The sequence below is a fragment of the Mesorhizobium sp. B2-7-2 genome, assembly GCF_006440775.1.
Classification (GTDB): Bacteria; Pseudomonadota; Alphaproteobacteria; order Rhizobiales; family Rhizobiaceae; genus Mesorhizobium.
This window is the reverse complement of the sequence record NZ_VFTZ01000006.1, coordinates 1-18,432: the sequence shown is the minus strand read 5'-3', so window position 1 is coordinate 18,432 and position 18,432 is coordinate 1. Positions and strand designations below refer to the sequence as shown.

At 64.5% G+C, this 18,432-nt stretch carries 17 protein-coding genes; 10 read left to right on the top strand and 7 right to left on the bottom strand.

Annotated features, from left to right (window positions below):
* Positions 1 to 75 precede the first annotated feature (75 nt).
* The 4 genes from FJ425_RS10035 to FJ425_RS10020 all read left to right on the top strand — a co-directional run bounded on the left by FJ425_RS10035 (position 76) and on the right by FJ425_RS10020 (position 3,262).
* Entirely contained in the window at positions 76 to 1,008 is a 933-nt protein-coding gene (locus FJ425_RS10035) for a VOC family protein (RefSeq protein WP_140723135.1), read from the top strand.
* Between the two features lie 4 nt (positions 1,009 to 1,012).
* Positions 1,013 to 1,642, top strand: a complete 630-nt coding sequence (locus tag FJ425_RS10030) for an alpha/beta hydrolase (protein ID WP_140723133.1) — start codon at positions 1,013 to 1,015, stop codon at positions 1,640 to 1,642.
* Positions 1,643 to 1,644: 2 nt separating this feature from the next.
* Positions 1,645 to 1,944, top strand: a complete 300-nt coding sequence (locus FJ425_RS10025; RefSeq protein WP_140723130.1) for a GNAT family N-acetyltransferase — start codon at positions 1,645 to 1,647, stop codon at positions 1,942 to 1,944.
* Between the two features lie 259 nt (positions 1,945 to 2,203).
* Complete coding sequence (locus FJ425_RS10020; protein WP_140723127.1) at positions 2,204 to 3,262, top strand: dipeptidase; 1,059 nt, start codon at positions 2,204 to 2,206, stop codon at positions 3,260 to 3,262.
* Between the two features lie 254 nt (positions 3,263 to 3,516).
* Here FJ425_RS10020 and FJ425_RS10015 read toward each other — a convergent pair whose 3' ends face one another.
* The 4 genes from FJ425_RS10015 to FJ425_RS09995 all read right to left on the bottom strand — a co-directional run bounded on the left by FJ425_RS10015 (position 3,517) and on the right by FJ425_RS09995 (position 8,401).
* Positions 3,517 to 3,768: a hypothetical protein gene (locus FJ425_RS10015; RefSeq protein ID WP_140723124.1), complete on the bottom strand. Its 252-nt coding sequence runs from the start codon at positions 3,766 to 3,768 to the stop codon at positions 3,517 to 3,519.
* A gap of 2 nt (positions 3,769 to 3,770) precedes the next feature.
* Entirely contained in the window at positions 3,771 to 5,009 is a 1,239-nt protein-coding gene (locus FJ425_RS10010) for an aminomethyltransferase family protein (protein WP_140723121.1), read from the bottom strand.
* Between the two features lie 211 nt (positions 5,010 to 5,220).
* A complete protein-coding gene (locus FJ425_RS10000; protein ID WP_140723118.1) occupies positions 5,221 to 6,795 on the bottom strand; it encodes an NAD(P)/FAD-dependent oxidoreductase in 1,575 nt (524 codons plus the stop codon).
* The gene (locus FJ425_RS09995; protein ID WP_140723115.1) at positions 6,782 to 8,401 is read right to left on the bottom strand and encodes an NAD(P)/FAD-dependent oxidoreductase; all 1,620 of its coding nucleotides are present in this window, start codon (positions 8,399 to 8,401) and stop codon (positions 6,782 to 6,784) included. The genes FJ425_RS10000 and FJ425_RS09995 overlap by 14 nt, the downstream gene beginning before the upstream one ends.
* A 251-nt stretch (positions 8,402 to 8,652) precedes the next feature.
* Here FJ425_RS09995 and FJ425_RS09990 point away from each other — a divergent pair, with 251 nt between their 5' ends.
* The 5 genes from FJ425_RS09990 to FJ425_RS09970 all read left to right on the top strand — a co-directional run bounded on the left by FJ425_RS09990 (position 8,653) and on the right by FJ425_RS09970 (position 13,812).
* On the top strand, positions 8,653 to 9,447 hold the full coding sequence (locus FJ425_RS09990; RefSeq protein ID WP_140723112.1) for a methyltransferase domain-containing protein: 795 nt from the start codon (positions 8,653 to 8,655) through the stop codon (positions 9,445 to 9,447).
* 6 nt (positions 9,448 to 9,453) lie between these two features.
* The gene (betI, locus tag FJ425_RS09985; RefSeq protein WP_140692921.1) at positions 9,454 to 10,140 is read left to right on the top strand and encodes a transcriptional regulator BetI; all 687 of its coding nucleotides are present in this window, start codon (positions 9,454 to 9,456) and stop codon (positions 10,138 to 10,140) included.
* 80 nt (positions 10,141 to 10,220) lie between these two features.
* Entirely contained in the window at positions 10,221 to 11,303 is a 1,083-nt protein-coding gene (locus tag FJ425_RS09980; protein WP_140723109.1) for an ABC transporter substrate-binding protein, read from the top strand.
* 137 nt (positions 11,304 to 11,440) lie between these two features.
* A complete protein-coding gene (locus tag FJ425_RS09975; RefSeq protein ID WP_140723106.1) occupies positions 11,441 to 12,517 on the top strand; it encodes an extracellular solute-binding protein in 1,077 nt (358 codons plus the stop codon).
* Positions 12,514 to 13,812 carry a flavin monoamine oxidase family protein gene (locus tag FJ425_RS09970; RefSeq protein ID WP_140633095.1) on the top strand — a complete coding sequence of 433 codons (1,299 nt, stop codon included), beginning with the start codon at positions 12,514 to 12,516 and terminating at the stop codon, positions 13,810 to 13,812. The genes FJ425_RS09975 and FJ425_RS09970 overlap by 4 nt, the downstream gene beginning before the upstream one ends.
* Here FJ425_RS09970 and FJ425_RS09965 read toward each other — a convergent pair.
* Genes FJ425_RS09965 through FJ425_RS09955 form a run of 3 tightly spaced genes read right to left on the bottom strand, consistent with a single transcriptional unit; the run spans position 13,776 to position 16,622 of the window.
* The gene (locus FJ425_RS09965; RefSeq protein WP_140633261.1) at positions 13,776 to 14,849 is read right to left on the bottom strand and encodes an ABC transporter ATP-binding protein; all 1,074 of its coding nucleotides are present in this window, start codon (positions 14,847 to 14,849) and stop codon (positions 13,776 to 13,778) included. The genes FJ425_RS09970 and FJ425_RS09965 overlap by 37 nt on opposite strands.
* Before the next feature lie 37 nt (positions 14,850 to 14,886).
* Positions 14,887 to 15,708: an ABC transporter permease gene (locus FJ425_RS09960; protein ID WP_140723103.1), complete on the bottom strand. Its 822-nt coding sequence runs from the start codon at positions 15,706 to 15,708 to the stop codon at positions 14,887 to 14,889.
* Positions 15,705 to 16,622, bottom strand: a complete 918-nt coding sequence (locus FJ425_RS09955; protein WP_140723100.1) for an ABC transporter permease — start codon at positions 16,620 to 16,622, stop codon at positions 15,705 to 15,707. Before FJ425_RS09955 ends, FJ425_RS09960 begins: the two co-directional genes overlap by 4 nt.
* 290 nt (positions 16,623 to 16,912) lie before the next feature.
* Between FJ425_RS09955 and FJ425_RS09950 the strand changes: the two genes are divergently transcribed.
* Positions 16,913 to 18,331 carry an aminotransferase gene (locus FJ425_RS09950; RefSeq protein WP_140723097.1) on the top strand — a complete coding sequence of 473 codons (1,419 nt, stop codon included), beginning with the start codon at positions 16,913 to 16,915 and terminating at the stop codon, positions 18,329 to 18,331.
* Positions 18,332 to 18,432: the final 101 nt, after the last annotated feature.

The window sequence follows — 18,432 nt, the reverse complement described above, 5'->3', positions numbered from 1 at the left end:
CGGCCGGACCGCCTATCCTCATATTGGCGTGGACAGCGGCAAGGGCCGCACAAGGACAACGGAAGGAGCACGACTATGCTCAATCAGATACAGGGGCTGCATCACGTCACCTCGATGGCGAGCGATGCACGCCGCAACAATGAGTTCTTTACGAAAAAGCTTGGTCTGCGCCGGGTGAAGAAGACCGTCAATTTCGACGCGCCGGACGTCTACCATCTCTACTATGCCGACGAGGTCGGCACGCCGGGTTCGGTTATGACCTATTTCCCGTTCCCCGATATCGCCAAGGGCCGGCACGGCGTCGGCGAGGTGGGCTCGACGGTGTTCTCGGTGCCGGAAGGCACGCTGGCCTATTGGGAAAAGCGCTTCGCCGATGAAGGCGTGGGCAACGTCGCCCGCACGGAAGCTTTTGGCGAGAAGCGGCTTACTTTCACCGGTCCCGACGGCGACAGTTTCGCGCTCGTCGAGGACAAGGCCGACAACAGAGCGCCGTGGATCAAAGGCGGCGTTCCCGCAGACGAGGCGATCCGCGGCTTTCACTCGGTCTCGCTCCGGCTGAAGGACGGCGGCGCCACCGAGGAGCTTTTGAAATTCATGGGCTATGAGGAGGTCGACAAGTCCGGCAATATCCGCCGGCTGGCGATCAAGAACGGCAACGGCGCCGATGTCGTCGACATCGAATCGCTGCCGGGCGCCGGCTTTGCCAATCTCGGCGCCGGCTCGGTGCACCATGTCGCTTTCGCGGTCGAGGATCGCGCAAAACAGCTGGAAGTGCGCAAGGCGCTGGTCGACACGGGCTATGGCGTGACGCCGGTCATCGATCGCGACTATTTCTGGGCGATCTATTTCCGCACGCCGGGCGGCGTGCTGTTCGAGGTGTCGACCAACGAGCCGGGCTTCGACCGCGACGAGGACACCGCGCATCTCGGCGAGGCGCTGAGGCTGCCGGCGCAGCACCAGCATCTGCGGCCCTATCTCGAACAGCATCTGCAGAAGCTGGAAGACTGAAGCCATGAGCAAGGACACTTACATCCACAAGGTGCTGCCCGGTGCGCCGGGCAGCCCGCTGCTCTTCGTCCTCCACGGCACCGGCGCCGACGAGAACCAGCTTCTCGGCTTCGGCCGCGAGCTTATGCCTTCGGCGACGATCGTCTCGCCGCGCGGCGATGTGTCGGAGCACGGTGCTCCTCGTTTCTTTCGCCGCACCGGCGAGGGCATCTACGACATGGACGACCTGGCGCGCGCGACCTCGAAGATGGCGGGCTTCGTCAAGGCGCACGTCGAGACCGCAAAACCCTCGGCGGTGTTCGGCCTCGGCTACTCCAACGGCGCCAACATCCTGGCCTCGATGGTGTTCGCCGAGCCGGGCCTGTTCGATGGCGCGACGCTGATGCATCCGCTGATCCCGTTTGAACCCCGCGTCCAGGGCAGCCTTGCTGGCCGCCGCATCCTGATCACGGCCGGCAGGCGCGACCCGATCTGTCCGCCCAATTTGACGTCGCGGCTCGAGGCCTATTTGCGCGCCGACGGCGCCAATGTCACAGTGGAATGGCACGACGGCGGGCATGAGGTTCGGCCGAATGAAATCGAAGCGGCGCGGCGGTTTTTCGCGCCGGCGCCCGTTGCCGAAGGAGGCAAGTAAAAATGGCCGACCAACTGCCCGAGGTCGAACTGGAAGACCGCGGCTCAAAGGGTCGCTACGTGCTGCGCGGCCCGGGCGGCGCCGAGGCCGAGATGACGTTCACCAAGATCGGCGAGCACCAGCTGATCATCGACCACACCGAGGTGCCGGACGTCTTTCGCGGCCAGGGCGCCGGGCTTCGGCTCGTCACCCGCGCGGTCGAGGATGCGCGCGCCGCCGGCAAGAAGATCATCCCGCTCTGCCCCTTCGCCAACGCCCAATTCCGTCGCCATCCGGAATGGGCGGATGTCCTGAAACAGTAGCACCGTCTTTCCCTTGTCCCCCTGTGGGAGAAGGTGGCCGCGCAGCGGCCGGATGAGGGGTGTTCCAGCGGAGTGAGACGTTGGCATTCCCTGGAACACCCCTCATCCGTCTCGGCGCTATCGCGCCGATCCACCTTCTCCCACAAGGGGAGAAGGGGAAGCTCTTGGCATTTGCACCGCCCGGTCATCTTGCCTAAGTTGACGGTTCGCCCGGACGAAATCTGTCGTCCCGCCCGTCCCCGATTTGAATGGCTCCCTGATGACCGATACCGACCTGATCCCCGTTTTCGACGGACATAACGACACGCTGCTTCGGCTCTACCAGTCGAAGGAAGCCGACGTCGAAAAGCTGTTCATCGAGGGGACGCCGGGCGGGCATATCGACCTGCCGCGCGCCAGGAAAGGCGGCTTTGCCGGTGGCATGTTCGCGATCTTTCCGCCGCCGGTCGAAAAGTCGAAACGCAGCGCCGTGCCGCCGGCGCCGAGCGACAATGAACCGCTGCCGCCGGAACTGCCCCAGGCCGAGGCGATCACATCGACCATCGGCATGGCTTCGATCCTGTTCCGGCTGGAGCGCGCCGGCGCTCTGACCGTCTGCCGCAGCGCCGGCGATGTGCGTGACGCGATGGCGAAAGGCTCGATCGCGGCGGTGTTCCACATCGAGGGCGTCGAGGCGATCGATCCCGGGCTTGCCATGCTCGACGTGCTTCACGCCGCAGGGCTGCGCTCGCTGGGCATCGTCTGGAGCCGCCCCAACGCCTTCGGCAACGGCGTGCCGTTCCGCTTTCCGTCCTCGCCCGACACCGGGCCTGGTCTCACCGATGCCGGCAAGGCGCTGGTCAAGGCGTGCAACCAGCTAAGGATCATGATTGACCTCTCGCATCTCAACGAGAAGGGTTTTCGCGACGTGGCCGAGCTTAGCGATGCGCCGCTGGTCGCGACCCATTCCAACGTGCATGCGATCTGCGGCCATTCGCGCAACCTGACCGACTGGCAGCTCGGCGCGATCCGCGAATCCGGCGGCATGGTGGGCCTGAACTTCGCCACCGGCTTCCTGCGCGAGGACGGCCGCATGAACGCCGACACCAGCATTGATATCATGGTGCGCCACATCGACTCGCTGTTGCAGGCGCTGGGTGAGGACGGGGTCGGGCTAGGCTCGGATTTCGACGGCGCCATGATCCCAGCCCCCATCGGCGACGTCGCCGGTCTGCCGAAGCTCATCGACGCGCTCGCCGCGCGCGGTTTCGGGCGCACGCTGATCGAGAAGATCGCTTGTCGCAATTGGTTGAGCGTGCTTGAAAGGACCATCGGATAAGTGTCCGTGAAGGGACGATCATCGACGCTCAGAGATTGGAGGCAGAACGCTCTCAACTTCGTCATTCTAGGGCGAAGCAGGAGAGAAGCTCCGTCGCGCAGACCCCTAGAATCCATTCCGTTACCTTCGCCAAGGCGTGCAACGGAGCAAAATTCTGCACTGTAGCGGCGCCTCTAAGTCACGGAATGGATTTCTAGGGTCTGCGCGTCGCTTCGCTCCTTGCTCCGCCCTAGAATGACGAAGTGAGGCGTACCCTAAGCACCCAGGCGCTTCAGCCATTCCTTGCCGACGCTGCGGTCGCGGATGATTGGCAGGGGATCCTCATGGTCGAGCCGGGCGCAAATGCGGTAGACCTCGAGCGTCTCGGCGTTCATTTCGCCGCGCTTGAAGAAATACATCGCCGCCGCGTAGCGGGTCCGGCCGGACCACATCTCGCCGAGCGGCGTGTTGACCAGTTGCCACTGCTCGGCGGCTTCGGCCTCCAGGTCCTCCGCTTCGCTTGCCATGGTCAAAAGTCCGCGGGCGGGTTGGCGGTGCGGCGGTCGAGCTTGATGAAGGGCCGTGGCACCACCTTCGCCTTCTTCATCAGCTTCTGGTACTGCAGCTCGCGCATGGCGTAAATCTCGACCCAGAGGTCGTCGACGATCGTGTCGCCACAGGGCCGCTGCAGCGAGGCGAGCGCGATGTTGCGCTTGGCCATGGGCGACCACATCGCCGCGCTGACCAGCCCGACCTCCCGGCTCTTCTTGTAGTAGACGATCGCATGCTCGGCCGGGATGTTGCCTTCGATCTCCAGGCCGACCAGCACATGGCGCAGCTTCTTCTTCGTCCGGGCTTCGAGGATGGCGCGGCGGCCGTTGAAATGGCCTTTGTCTGGATCGATCATGAAGCCGAGGCCGATCTCGTCCGGCATGCGCAGGCGGTCGGCGCGGATGGCATGCTCGGCAGCTATGAAATCGGCATTGGCGACGATCAGCCCCGCCTCCAGCCGGGCGCGGTTCAGCGCGGTATAGCCGATGGCGCGGATGCCGCGCAGCTCGCCCGCCGCCATCAGCCGGTCCCACAGGCTCAGCGCCTTGTCGGCCGGCACGAACAATTCGTAGCCGAGATCGCCGGTGAAGCCGGTGCGCGAGATGGTCACCGCAGCGTCGTCATGCGCGAACTCGGCGACGTCGAAGATTTTCAGCCGCTCGACGCCTGCAAAGCCCGCTTCGCGCAGGATGGCGAAGGAGGTCGGGCCCTGGAGCGCCAGTCCGGCGACCGCTTCGGTCTCTTCCTCGACACTGACCTGATAGCCGATCGCGCTGTCGAGCAGCCAGGGCAGATGGCGCTCCTGCGAGCAGAGACGGAAGCGTGTCGGCGAGAGCCGGAACAAAGTGCCATCGTCGAGAACGAAGCCTTCGTCATCGCACCAGGCGGTGTAGTGGACGCGGCCGGGTTTCAGCTTGGTCACGTCGCGCAGCGTGACGCGGTCGAGATAGGCTTCGGCGTCCGGACCCTCGATCCGGTATTTGGTCATCGGCGAGATGTCGAACAGCGCCGCCTGGCTGCGGATGGCGAAATATTCGAGCTCCTCGTCCCACAGAGAATGCGGCGCGCGGTAGCCGGCCCAGTTGTACCAGTCGTTCGTCAGCGCCAGCGCGTCGATGCGCGGCTGGAAGGGCGTGCCCATGCGCAAAGTGCGGAAGTGGGATTGGGCGAGGGTGCGGGTGTCGGCCGAGGGCTTGATCGTGGGATGATGGTTCATGACGGCGTTCCTTCGCGCCCCCCTCTGTCCTGCCGGACATCTCCCCCACAAGGGGGGAGATTGGCTGTCGCTGGCGACTTCGCCGATCTTCGACGTTGCAGGAGGTGAGCCGGGCGTGAGGACAGCCGATCTCCCCCCAAGAGGGGGAGATGCCCGGCAGGGCAGAGGGGGGCGCCGTAGAGCGCTGCGTTTGTGAACTGCGAAATCATCCTCACCCCCTCATCGCGATGATACGGCGCGCGGCGTTGAGGCCGGGCGCGCCGGAAATGCCGCCGCCCGGATGCGAGCCGGCGCCGGCAAGGAACAGCCCTTCGAGCGGCGTGTCGTAGCCCGACCAGCCGGAGACCGGCCGTGACATCAGCATCTGGTCGGCCTGCAACTCGCCATGGTGCCAGTGGCCGCCAGGCATGCGGTAGCGCGCCTCGATGTCGGCGGGCGTAAGGAGCTCGGCGTGGCGGACCGCGGCGCCGATGCCGGGCGCATAGGTCTCGAGCTGCGCCATGATCGCCTTGAGGAAGCGCGCCTTGCCGGCGGCCCAGCCCTCTCTCAACGCATAGGGCGCGTATTGCACCACGGCCGAAAGCACGCAGGCGCCTGATGGGGCGAGCGATGGGTCGGCCAGGCTGGGCAGCGTGACCTCCATCACCGGCTCGGGCGAGAACTCGCCGTATTTCGACGGATTGAAGGCGCGCTCGACATGGTCGGGCGAAGGCGCGACGACGAGGCGGCCCTTGTGGCCGGCGGCGTCGACGCCCGAAAATTGCGGCGGCCGGTCCAGCGCCAGATGCAGCTTGGCCGCATCGCCCTTCATGCGGATGTTCTTCACCTTGCGCACGAAGCCGGTATCGACCTCGCGCGGCCCGACAAGGTCGAGGATCGTGGTCGCCGGGTTGATGGCGGAAACCACGCTCTTGGCCCGCAGCGTTTCGCCGCCCTGCGTGACGACGCCGACGGCGCGGCCCTTCTCGACGATCACCTTGGCGACCGGCGAAGCCGGGCGGATCGAAACGCCCGCCCTATCCGCCGCCGCGCGGATGGCGGCGACGACAGCGCCCATGCCGCCTTTCGGCTGGATCTGCGCGCCGGCAAGGCCGCCTATCTCGCCGGCAAGCCTGTAGTAGAGGCCGAGCAGCGAAGTCGGCGAGCGCGGCCCAAGATGCGAGCCGAGCGTCGCGTCGAAAGCAAGCAGGCCCTTCAGCCGGTCGTCCGACAGCTGCTCGTCGAGCATGTCGTAGACATTCATCAGAAGCACGCGCAGGAAGTCGCGCACGTCTTCCTTGCCGAGCCGCTTCAGCGCCAGCGCGGTCTGGCCGAGCCCGGTCATCTCGGCCAGCGACATGCCGCCAAGATCAGGCGGTCGGCGCGACAGGAAAGGCTTCAGCACGCCGGCATAGCGCAGCAATTGCGCGCGCAAATCTTTCCAGGCGGACTGTTCCGAAGGGCTGGCGCCCGTCAGCACCTCGCCATAGGCGCCGTGCAGCGCCAGCGGACCGTCTCTCGACAGCGCAACCGACGGCACGAAGTCGCCGCGCTCTACCGTCAATCCGTGGCGTTCCAGCTCCAGCGTCTTCACCACATCGGGATGCAGTCGATTGAGCAGATGCGCGACCGTGGAGACGCGAAAGCCCGGCGCGAACTCCTCGGTGCGCGCGGCGCCGCCGACCTCGTTGCCGGCCTCGAGCAGCAGCACCTTGCGGCCGGATTTGGCCAGCGTTGCGGCGGCGACGAGGCCATTATGGCCGCCGCCGATGACGATGGCGTCCCAGTTCAAATCAGATGACGTCATGGGCAGGGCTCATATGCAGGGTTGGCTTGGCAAGATCGCGCAGGATCTCTGCGGCGGCATTGCGCCCGGGCGCGCCCATGACGCCGCCGCCCGGATGGGTGGAAGAGCCGCACATATAGAGCCCACTGAGCGGCGAACGGTATTGCGCGTAGCCCGGCACCGGGCGGTTGAAGACCAGCTGGTCGAAGGTGAGCTCGCCCTGAAAAATGTTGCCTTCGGTGAGGCCGACCTCGGCCTCGATCTCGCGCGGCGTTCGCACTTCCATATGGACGATGCGGTCGCGGAAGCCGGGCGAATAGTCGGCGATCTGCGCAATCACGCTTTCGGCGAAGCCGTCGCGGTCGGCCTCGGTCCAGTCGCGGCCGCCGATCTTGGGCGGCGCGTATTGGACGAAGCAGCTCATGAAATGCTTGCCCGGCGGTGCCATGGTCGGGTCGAGCGTGGTCGGGATCATCATGTCGAGGAAGGGATCGGCCGACCAGCGTCCGGCCTTCCAGTCGTCATAGGCGCGCTCCATGCGCTCGATGGAATCGGTGAAATGCATGTCGGCGCGGTAGACCGGCGAATCCTTCGGCAAAGCCGGGAATTCGGGCAGGGAATCGAGCGCGATGTTGACCTTGCCGGATGAGCCGCGGATCTTGAAGTTCCTGACGTGGCGCAGGAAGATGTCGGGCAGCTCCTTTTCCTCGACCAGCTTCAGGAAGGTGCGCTTGACGTCGGCATTGGAGATGACGAGCTTGCCATGGATCTCCTCGCCGCCGGCAAGTACGACGCCCTTGGCCTTGCCTTTCCTGATCAGCACGTGGTCGACCTCGGCGCCGGTGCGGATGGTGCCGCCGCTGGCCTTGAAGGAGGCAGCCAGCGCCTTGGTGACGGCACCCATGCCGCCGCGCGCATAGCCCCAGGCGCCGACCGAGCCGTCGACCTCGCCCATATAGTGGTGGAGGAGCACATAGGCCGTGCCCGGCGACATCGGGCCGAGCGCCGTGCCGATGATACCTGAAAGCGCGAAGTTCGCCTTGATGACGTCGGTCTCGAAATATTCGTCGAGGAAGTCCGAGATCGACATCGTCCAGAAGCGCAAGGTCAACGCCATCTCCTCGGCCGAGAGGCCGGCGAATTTCTTGCCGAGATAAAGCAGCTCGCCAACGTCGCGCGGCCTGAAGCTCGTCGGGTCGGGCGCGGTGCGCATCAAGAGCGGCTGGATGAAGCGGCACTGTCTCGTGACGTCGCGCGAATAGCGGTCATAGGCCTCGGCGTCGCGCTTCGAAAAGCGGGCGAACTCACGGCGATGCGCGTCATGATCGCGGTAGTTGGCGAGGTAGTCGCCGTCGCGCGTGAACACCGCGCCGCCCTCATAGGAGATCACCTGCAGGCCGAAGCGGGGCAGCTCCAGGTCGCGCATGATCTCGGGCCGAAACAGCGAGCAGACATAGGAACAGTTGGAATAGAGGAAGCCCGGCGTCAGCTCGCGGCTGGTGGCCGCGCCGCCGACCCAATCGTTCTTCTCGACCACCAGTACGTCCAGCCCGGCACGCTGCAGATAGCAGGCGTTGACCAGCCCGTTATGGCCGCCGCCGATGACGATCGCGTCCCATGCCTTCATGCGCGCCGAACCTCCAGCCGGTTGCCCTATCTGCTTGTTTCTCCGCAATTCCGGAAAACCGCGTCACGCTTTTCCTGGAATTGCTCGGTGCGTCTTGTTCCCGATTGCCCGAATTTGGCACGGATCACAGTTTTTTGTCCAGCCATATTGAATGAATGTTCAACAAATGGTGTTGCGTTTTCCCATTGATGCGCTAGGCTTTGCCTTGATTTCTGGATTGATCCGCATCGGCATTTGAGGTTGAGGATCCGATGATCGAAACGGCTGACGCCGAGCCGGAATATGACGACACTGCCATCCGCTTCCTCGAAGCGCTGTGGGGCGAAGGCTACCTTTCGCCGGGTGGCCCGGAGGAGGTCGACCGCGTGGTCGAAGGCCTCTCCCTCAAGGGCAAGACGATCCTCGATATCGGCTGCGGCGCCGGCGGCATCACGCTGCATCTGGTGGCAACGCACGGCGCGGCTCGGGCCACCGGCTTCGATGTCGAGAAGCCGGTGATCGAGACTGCGAGGCGAGGGGCGATCAGACAGGGCCTCGATGACCGTGTCGACTTCGTCCAGGCGCCGCCGGGGCCGCTGCCTTTCACGGACGCCTCCTTCGACGTCGTCTTCTCCAAGGACGCGCTTTTGCATGTGCCGGGCAAGGACGCGCTGTTCGCCGAGATCTTTCGCGTGCTGAAGCCCGGCGGGGTGTTTGCGGCGTCGAACTGGATGATTTCGCATGACGGCGAGCCGTCGCCTCGGATGAAGGCCTATATCGCGGCCGAAGGGCTCTCCTTCGCCATGGCCTCGCCGGCGCGCTATGCCGAGGCGATGCGGCGCGCCGGCTTTACCGAGATCACCATCCGCGACCGCAATCCGTGGTACCGCGAGGTCGCGCGCGAAGAGCTTTCGCGGCTCAAGGGGCCGCTCTACGCGCAGGCCGCGGCAGCGGTCGGCGCGGCCTATGTCGACAAGAACATCAAGACCTGGGAGGCGATGCAGAAGGTGCTTGACAGTGGCGAGCACCGCCCCACTCATCTGCGCGGTTGGAAGCCGGTCGGATAGCCGGCGATGCTGGAGACCGTCACACCCATGAAGACTGCAGAGGCGAGCGATGCTCTCCCCGAAACGGCACGGAAAGGCGACGCCGAAAAGCGCGGCCGCAAGGCCTCGAAAGAGGTCCGGCGGCTGCAGCTGATCGAGGCGACGATCGATTCCCTGGCCAAGCGCGGCTATGCCGAAACGACGATGGCCGACGTAGCCGACGGCGCCGGCCTGTCGCGCGGCATCGTCAACTTCCATTTCGAGAGCAAGGAAAAGCTGCTGATCGCCACGCTGCAGCACATGTATGACGAATATTCGGCGCATTGGCGCACTTCCCTGCAGAAGGCGGGCGACGATCCGGCGAGACAGCTGCAGCATCTGGTATGGGCCGATTTCGACCGCTCGATCTGCAACAAGCGCAAGCTTGCCGCGTGGCTTGCCTTCTGGGGCGAGGCCAAGTCGCGGCCGACCTACCAGGCGCTGAGCAGCTCGCGCGACGCCTATTACCAGCAGGTCTTCATCGATCTCTGCGCGACGCTCAAACAGAGCGGCAACTACACCTATGACCCGCAGGTCATCGCGCTCGCGCTCAGCGCCATGCTCGAGGGCTTGTGGCTGCGGCTGATGATGGGGACCGAGGACACCACGCGAGAGACCGCATTGCAGGCGGCGAATGCGTTCTTGGCCGCCGCCTTCCCGAAACACTTTGGCTAAGCAAAAGATGGGGCTAGCAAAAACCGGGGACAGCAACAGCCGGCCAACAAGACCGGCAAACCAAAAGAGGATGGAACAGCATGAAGAAACTCAGCCGACGCCTGACATTGACCCTGGCGCTTGGGAGCGCGCTCGCCGCTTCGGCGGCGGCGTTCGCGGTCGCCGCCGACAAGGATCTGATCGTCTTCGACTGGTCCGGCTATGAGGATCCGAGCTTCCACGGCAAGTATGTCGAGAAGAACGGCGATTCGCCGACCTTCGCCTTCTTCGGCGACGAGGACGAGGCCTTCGAAAAAATCCGCTCCGGCTTCAAGTCCGATCTCGGCCACCCATGCTCGCAGAGCGTGGTGAAGTGGCGCGAGGCGGGGCTGCTGCAGCCGCTCGACACGTCCAAGATCGCAGGCTGGAAGGATCTCAACCCCGGCATCATGGCGATGAAGGACCTTGCCACGACGTCCGACGGCAAGGCCTGGTTCATGCCGTGGGACTGGGGCAATACCCAACTCACCTACAATTCCGACAAGATCGCCGAAAAGGACGTGCAGTCGCTGAAGGCGTTCGCCGATCCGAAATACAAGGGCAGGGTTTCGATCGGCGACAATGTCGACGACGCCTACGCGCTGGCCAGCCTCGCCATCGGGCTGAAGGACTGGACCAAGATGACGGACGACCAGTTCCGCCAAGCATCCGACTTCCTGCGCCAGGTGCACAAGAATGTCCGCTCCTACTGGACCGACACCACCGACATCGTGCAGCTGCTTTCCGGCGGCGAGGTCGACCTCGCCTGGGCCTGGAACGATGCGACCGTGCAGTCGGTCAAGGCCGGCGTGCCGATCAAATCCAAGAAGGACACCGACGAGGGCATCTCGACCTGGGTCTGCGGCTATGTGCTGTTCAAGGACGCGCCCGGCAACATCGACAAGGCCTATGACTATCTCAGCGCCGTCAACGATCCCGAAGTCGCCAAGACGCTGGTCAAGGACTGGGGCTACGGCCAGGCCAATGCCAAGGGCATGGCCGGCGTCGATCCTGCGGTCCTGAAGGAAAAAGGCTATGACGACGTTGAAAAGTGGGCGAACAAGACGCTGTTCCAGCAGCCGCTGCCTTCGGAGCTCAAGCTCAAGATGATCGCCGAATTCGAGAAGATCAAAGCCGGCTATTGAGTGCTGCGGAAACGACCGGTCGCTCCAGAATTGAAACGGCGTAGCGCAGGCGGCTGGAGCCCGACCAGGCGGGCTCGCCAAAGCCGGGGAATTCTCTTAACCTGCCGCACTATTCGCGATGGGGGAGTTCTCGCGCCATGACATCCGTGCTTCGCCGCCTCGCCTTGGCCGCTATCGTCACCATCGGCACGGGCTCCGCCTATGCGCTTGCCGAAGGCGGCGGCGATCTCGTGGTCTTCGACTGGTCCGGTTACGAGGACCCGCTGCTGCATCCGGCCTATACCGCCAAACACGGCGCCGAGCCGACCTTCTCCTTCTTCGGCGACGAGGACGAGGCCTTCGAGAAGATGCGCGCGGGCTTCAAGGCCGATATCGCGCATCCCTGCTCGCAAAGCGTGGTGAAATGGCGCGAGGCCGGTCTGCTGCAACCGCTCGACACCTCGAAGATCGCCGGCTGGAAGGATCTCAATCCGGGCATCATGGCGATGAAGGATCTCGCCACCACCGCCGACGGCAAGGCCTGGTTCATGCCTTTCGACTGGGGCAATACCTCGCTGCTCTATCGCACCGACAAGGTGACGGCGGACGAGGCGCAGTCGCTGACGATCTTCGCCGATCCGAAATTCAAGGGCCGCGTCACCATCGGCGACAATGTCGATGACGCCTATGCGCTGGCGAGCCTGGTCATCGGGCTCAAGGACTGGACCAAGATGACCGACGAGCAGTTCAAACAGGCTTCCGCCTTTCTGCGCGACGTGCACAAGAATGTCCGCTTCTACTGGACGGACGACACCGACCTCAACCAGGCCTTCACCGGCAACGAAGTCGATCTGGTCTGGGGCTGGAACGAGACCTATGTGACATTGAAAGGTCAGGGCCTGCCGATCGCCATGAACCGCGACACCAAGGAAGGCATCTCGACCTGGGTGTGCGGCTATGTCCTGCTCAAGGATGCGCCGGGCAAGCTCGACCAGGCCTATGATTTTCTGAGCGCCGTCAACGCGCCGGACGTTTCGGAGTATATGGTGAAGACCTTCGGCTACGGTCACGGCAACAGCGTGGGCATGGCGGCGATGGACCAGAAGCTGCTCACCGAACGCGGCTTCGACAACCTCGACAAGTTCCTCGACAAGACGCTGTTCCAGCAGCCGGTGGCGCCGGATCTGAAGCAGCGCATGGTGGCCGAGTTCGAGAAGATCAAGGCCGGCTATTGAGCAGCGTCATCGAAAGGACCGACATCGTCATCGTCGGCGCCGGCTTCACCGGCCTGTCCGCCGCGCTCGAATTGAAGCGCGCCGGCATCGATTTCCTTGTGCTCGAGGCGCGCGACCGCGTCGGCGGCAGGGTAGAGGCCGTGCGCAATGGGCTCGGCGAACTGGTCGACAGCGGCGGCCAGTTCTTGTGCGTGGACATGCCCGAAGTGATGGCGCTGGCGAGGGCCCACGGCAAGACCTTCGTCGAGACCTATGTCGAGGGCGAATTCATCACCTATCCGTCGATGACGCCGGCGGGGGCGGAGCGGAGCTATCATGTCGCGAGGGCAATCCGCGAGCGCATGAACGGGATCGAGCCGGACGATCCGTCGATCGCCGGGTTGACAGTGGCGACATGGCTCGAGCGCCAGGCGGACACGGCCGACGCCAAGGCAGCTTTTCGTTCGATGATCGAGGGCCTGTGGTGCCTGCCGCTGGACAAGGTGCCGTTGTGGTACCTGATCGACAATGATCGCCGCATCACCAACGAAGTGTTCGAGCTGCAGTATTTCCTGCGCGAGACGATGCAGTCGCTGGCCGATGATCTGGCGGCAGATCTCGGCGACCGCCTGCGGCTGGGCGAAGCCGCGACGCGGATCGAGCGCCGGCGGCAAGGCATTCGCGTCGTCTCGATCGGCGGCGTTGTCGAGGCGGGCGCGGCGCTGGTCGCCTTGCCGCCGGCGACGGCCGCGAAGCTCGATTTCGCGCCGTCTTTGCCGACTGAGCTGGCGAGCGCGCTCGGCGTCTGGGAAAGCGGCGCGGTGATCAAGATCTTGGTGCGTTACGCAAAACCTTTTTGGCGCGAGCGCACCTTGAGCGGCATGGTCATGTGGCGCGACCAGCCGGGGCTGTTTGCCTGCGACGCCAGCACGGATGCCGACCATGCCGCGCTTGCCGTCTTCGTCGGCGGGCCGCTGGCGCTGCGCTGGCATGCGCTCGGCGAGGCGGCATTGCGTGCGGAAATCACCGCGAGGCTTGTCCAGGCGCTCGGCCCGCGGGCCGCCGACATCGTCGATTTCAGCTCGCGCGACTGGACGCATGACCGCTGGAGCGGCGGCGCCTATAGCGACCTCATCACCAATGTGACCGCACGCGATGCCGAGCGCGTGATCCTTGCCGGCGCGCCGCCGGTCTATTTCGCCGCTTCGGAAGTGTCGCCGTCTTTCCCGGGCTATGTCGAAGGCGCGATCGTGGCGGGGCGCATCGCTGCTGCAAAGATTCAGTCCGCCATCGCCACCAGCGCCTCGGGGTCGTAGGCGAGGCGGATCGGCGCGCCGACCGGAATGTCGTCGGCGCCGAAATCGTTGGTCTCGGTCACCGAAAGCGGCTTTTCCAGTCCGGGGATCTCGACGATCAGATGCGTGATCTCGCCGAAATAGTGACGCTCGACGACCTTGCCTGAGACCTCGAACTTCGCCGTCGCGTTGTCCCATAAAACACGCAGCCGCTCGGGCCGGATGCCAAGCGTGGCCGCGCCGCCATTGCGCACGAAAGCCCTTGGCTTGTCGGCCCTGACACGGCCGAAACCCAGTGTGTCGAGCACCAGCGAAGCGCCGTTTTCCTCGACGATCTCGGCCTTGACGAAATTCATGCCGCCGAGGAAATCGGCGACCTGGCGGTTGACCGGGCGCTGGTAGATTTCCTTCGGCGAAGCGACCTGCGCGATCTTGCCGCCGAACATCACGGCGATGCGGTCCGACATCGCCAGGGCCTCGTACTGGTCGTGCGTCACCAGCACGAAGGTGATGCCGACCGCCTGCTGCAGACGGCGCAGTTCGACCTGCATCTGCTCGCGCAGCTTCTTGTCCAGCGCCGAAAGCGGCTCATCAAGCAGCAGCACCTTGGGCCGCATGACCAGCGCGCGGGCCAAAGCCACGCGCTGGCGCTGGCCGCCGGAGAGCTCGGTGGCACGGCGCTTGCCGAGCCCGGTGAGCGAGACCTGCGCCAGCGCTTCCCCGACGCGGTGCTTCTCCGCGCCGGCGTCGAGCTTCAGCCGCTTCAGGCCGTAGGCGACATTCTGCTCGACATTGAGATGCGGGAAGATCGCATAGCTCTGGAAGACCATATTGGTCGGCCGGCGGTTGGCGGGAATGCCGTCCATCGGCTGGCCGTCGACGGCGATCGAGCCGCTGGTCGGCTTGTCGAAGCCGGCGATCATGCGCAAAAGCGTGGTCTTGCCGCAGCCGGAAGGCCCGAGCAGCGAGAAGAACTCGCCCTCCCTGATCGCCAGCGAGGCATTGTCCAGCGCCTTGAACGATCCGTAGCTGCGGGTAACGTCGCGGATCTCGATCATGGTGCGATCGGTTTGGGTGCGCTCGGACTGGACCCGCTCAAGCATAGAGGCCTCCCTCGTTCTGGGTGCGTCTCGCCGCGCGGCGGCGCAGGATTTCGGCAGTCGTCATCAGCAGGAACGACGCGAAGAGCAGTAAGGTGCCGAGCGCCAGCACGCCGGGAAGCTTGGCCGCGAACCGCAACTGGCCCCAGATGTAGATCGGCAGCGTCGCCTCGGTGCCGGTGAGGAAGAAGGCGATGATGAATTCGTCCAGCGAGATGGTGAAGCAGACGAGCAGGCTGGAGATGATCGCCGGCGCGACCATCGGCAACGTCACGCGCCGGAAGGTGCCGAACGCGCTCTCGCCGAGATCGGCCGAGGCCTCCTCGAGGCTGCGATCGAAACCCTCGAAACCGGAGGTCAGCACGGTCATCGAATAGGGAATGCAGACCAGCACATGGCCAAGCACCACGGTGAACAGCGACAGGCTCAAGCCCAGCTGCAGCATGACCAGCAGCATCGAGATGGCGACGATCACCTCCGGCAGCACCAGCGGCGCCATGATCAGGCCGTTGATGGCGCGGCGGCCCGGGTAACGGTAGCGGGTGATCGAGCGGGCCGCGAGGATGCCGAGCACGGTGGACAGGATCGAGGCGGAGACGCCGACGATCAGGCTGTTCCAGGTAGCGTCGATCAGCGCCGGCGTGCGCGGCAGGTCCTCGTACCAGTGCAGCGTCACGCCCGAGAGCGGGAATTTCGGCGTTGCCGCGGTGTTGATCGAGAAGATCGGCAAGAAGATCACCGGCAGGTAAAGAAACAGCAGATAGAGGACGGCATAGCTCGACAGCCAGCCGGGCAGGAAACGTCTTATCGCCGTCATCGTGCCAGCCTCTGCAGGCCGCGGAAGACCAGCACAGTGGCGCCGGCCATCAACGAGACGATGATCATCGTGGTGACGGAGAGCGCTGCACCCAGCGGCCAGTTCGACGCCTTGCCGAATTGCGCCTGGATTGCGTTGGCGATCATGACGCCGTCCTTGCCGCCGACGAGCTTCGGCGTGACATAGTCGCCGACGGTCGGGATCATGACGATCAGCGCCGCCGAGATGGCGCCGGGCGCCGACAGCGGCAGGGTGACGCGCAGGAAGGAGCGCAGCGGCCCGTCGCCGAGGTCGGTCGCCGCTTCGACCAGAGTCCGGTCGACCTTCTCCAGCGAAACGAAGATCGGCAGGATCGCGAAGGTCGCCCAGGCATGGGTCAGCGTGATGATGACGGCGGTGGAATTGTAGAGCAGCGCCGTCGACGGCTCGTCGATGATGCCGAGGCCCATCAGGCCGGAGTTGAGCACGCCGTTATAGCCGAGGATCACCTTCCACGACATCACGCGCAGCAGGTAGCTGGTCCAGAACGGGATGGTGATGAGGAACAGCCACAGGCTCTTGTGGCGGCCGCCATGGAAGGAAATAAAATAAGCGACCGGATAGGCCAGAGCCACGGTGAGCAGGCTGACTGTCAGCGAGATGTAGAGCGAGCGCCAGAGCAGGTCGCGGTAGATCGGCTCGGTCAGCGCGATCCGGTAATTCTCCAGCGTGAACGTGTGGTCGATGGTGAGGTAGTTCTGGGTCCAGAAAGAATGGGCGATGACGACCAGGATCGGCAGGACGAGGAGAATGAGGGCGTAGACGAAGGTGGGACTGATCAGGGCAAAGCCCTGGACGGCTTCCGACTGCAGAAGGGGACTTCGTCTCGATCCCGCCATGCGCAACGGGGGCGACCCTTCCGCGGCAACCGTCATTGCAACGCTCCGGGCGTGATTTCGGTAGCTGGCTCGGACTGTCCCGCCATGCGCCTTCCCATTCGTGGCACCGGCTGCCTGTTCCCGAATTATGCTTGGAGCGCGATCGCTCCCTAGCTTGCCGGCTTTCTTTCATCATGAGCGCATCCGCCGATTGAAATCAAGCGCTATTTCTGCGATATTGATTGAACGGATATTCAAAATGAAGTGATGAAAAGCCGAATTTCCATGCTTTTCCATATCGTTGATATCCGACGAAAATCTGACAACTCGGGCGATGCGAGGCGAAAATGGCGGCTCAAAGCAAGATCAAGGCAAGCGAACTCATCGATGCCGGCGATGACGACGCGGTCGAGCTCGCCAAGCGCCATCTCTTGCAGCCCTGGCCCTATGCCGGCTCGGTCGGCAACGAGGCGCGCGCGCTGATCGGCGAGGGCCACGGCATCTATATCACCGACGCTTCCGGCAAGCGCCTCATCGACGGCCCGGCCGGCATGTGGTGCATCAATGTCGGCCATCGCCGCGAGGAGCTGGCCAAGGTCATGTACGACCAGGCGATGGCGCTCTCCTACAACACGCCTTGGTATACGATGAACGCGCCCTCGGCCGAGCTTGCCCGGCGCATCGCCGATGCGGCACCCGGCGACCTCAGTCACACCTTCTTCACCACCGGCGGCTCTTCGGCGGTGGAGACGGCGCTGCGCTTCATGCAGTTCTACAACAATGTGCGCGGACGGCCGGAGAAGAAGCTGATCCTCAGCCGTGGCGGCGCCTATCACGGCTCGACCTATCTGTCGGCCTCGCTCAACGGCCGGCCGCGTGACCGCGACTGGATGGACGGCGCCGACGATCTGGTGGTCAAATTGTCCTCGCCCGACCCGTTCCGGCGGCCGAAGGAGATGAGCATCGCCGCCTTCACCGATTTCCTGGTCGACCAGTTCCGCGACACCGTCGCGCGCGTCGGCGCGGAGCGCATCGGCGCCTTTGTCGGCGAACCGGTGCAGGCTTCCGGAGGCGTCATCGTGCCGCCGGACGGGTACCTGAAGCGCATCCGCGAGATCTGCCGCGAGAACGACATCCTCTATGTCTCGGACGAGGTGGTGACCGGCTTCGGACGGCTCGGCCATGTCTTTGCCTCAGGCGACGTGTTCGGGATCGACCCGGACATGATGACCTTCGCCAAGGGCGTCACGTCGGGCTATTTCCCGCTCGGCGGCGTCATCATCTCCGAGCGCCTGCTCGAAGAGTTGCGCCGCTCCAACCATCCGGATGCGCTGTTCGGCCATGGGCTCACCTACACCAGCCATCCTATCGGCTGCGCGGTCGCGCTGAAGAATCTCGACCTGCTGGAAGAGGGCGTGCTCGCCCACACGCGCGAGATCGCCCCCTATTTCCAGGCGCGACTGAAGACGCTGGAAGAGCTGCCGCTGGTCGGCGAGGTGCGTGGCGTCGGGCTGATGGCTTGCGTCGAATGCGTCGCCGACCGCGAGAGCAAGGATCCGCTGCAGCTCGACAAGAATGTGGGCAAACGCATCGATGCGCATTGCCACGAACTCGGCCTTCTGGTGCGGCCGCTGATCAACATGTGCGTGATGTCGCCGCCGCTGATCATCAGCCGCGAGCAGGTCGATGACATGGTGGCGATCCTGCGCGAAGGCATTTCACGCACCATGGATGACCTCAGGAAAGAGGGTGTTTGGCGGGGGTGACGGCCCTTTTCCTTCTCCCCGTTTCACGGGGAGAAGGTGCCCAAAGGGCGGATGAGGGGCGGCGCCAGCGCCTCGCGATTGGCTTGCCCTCGACCTCAAAA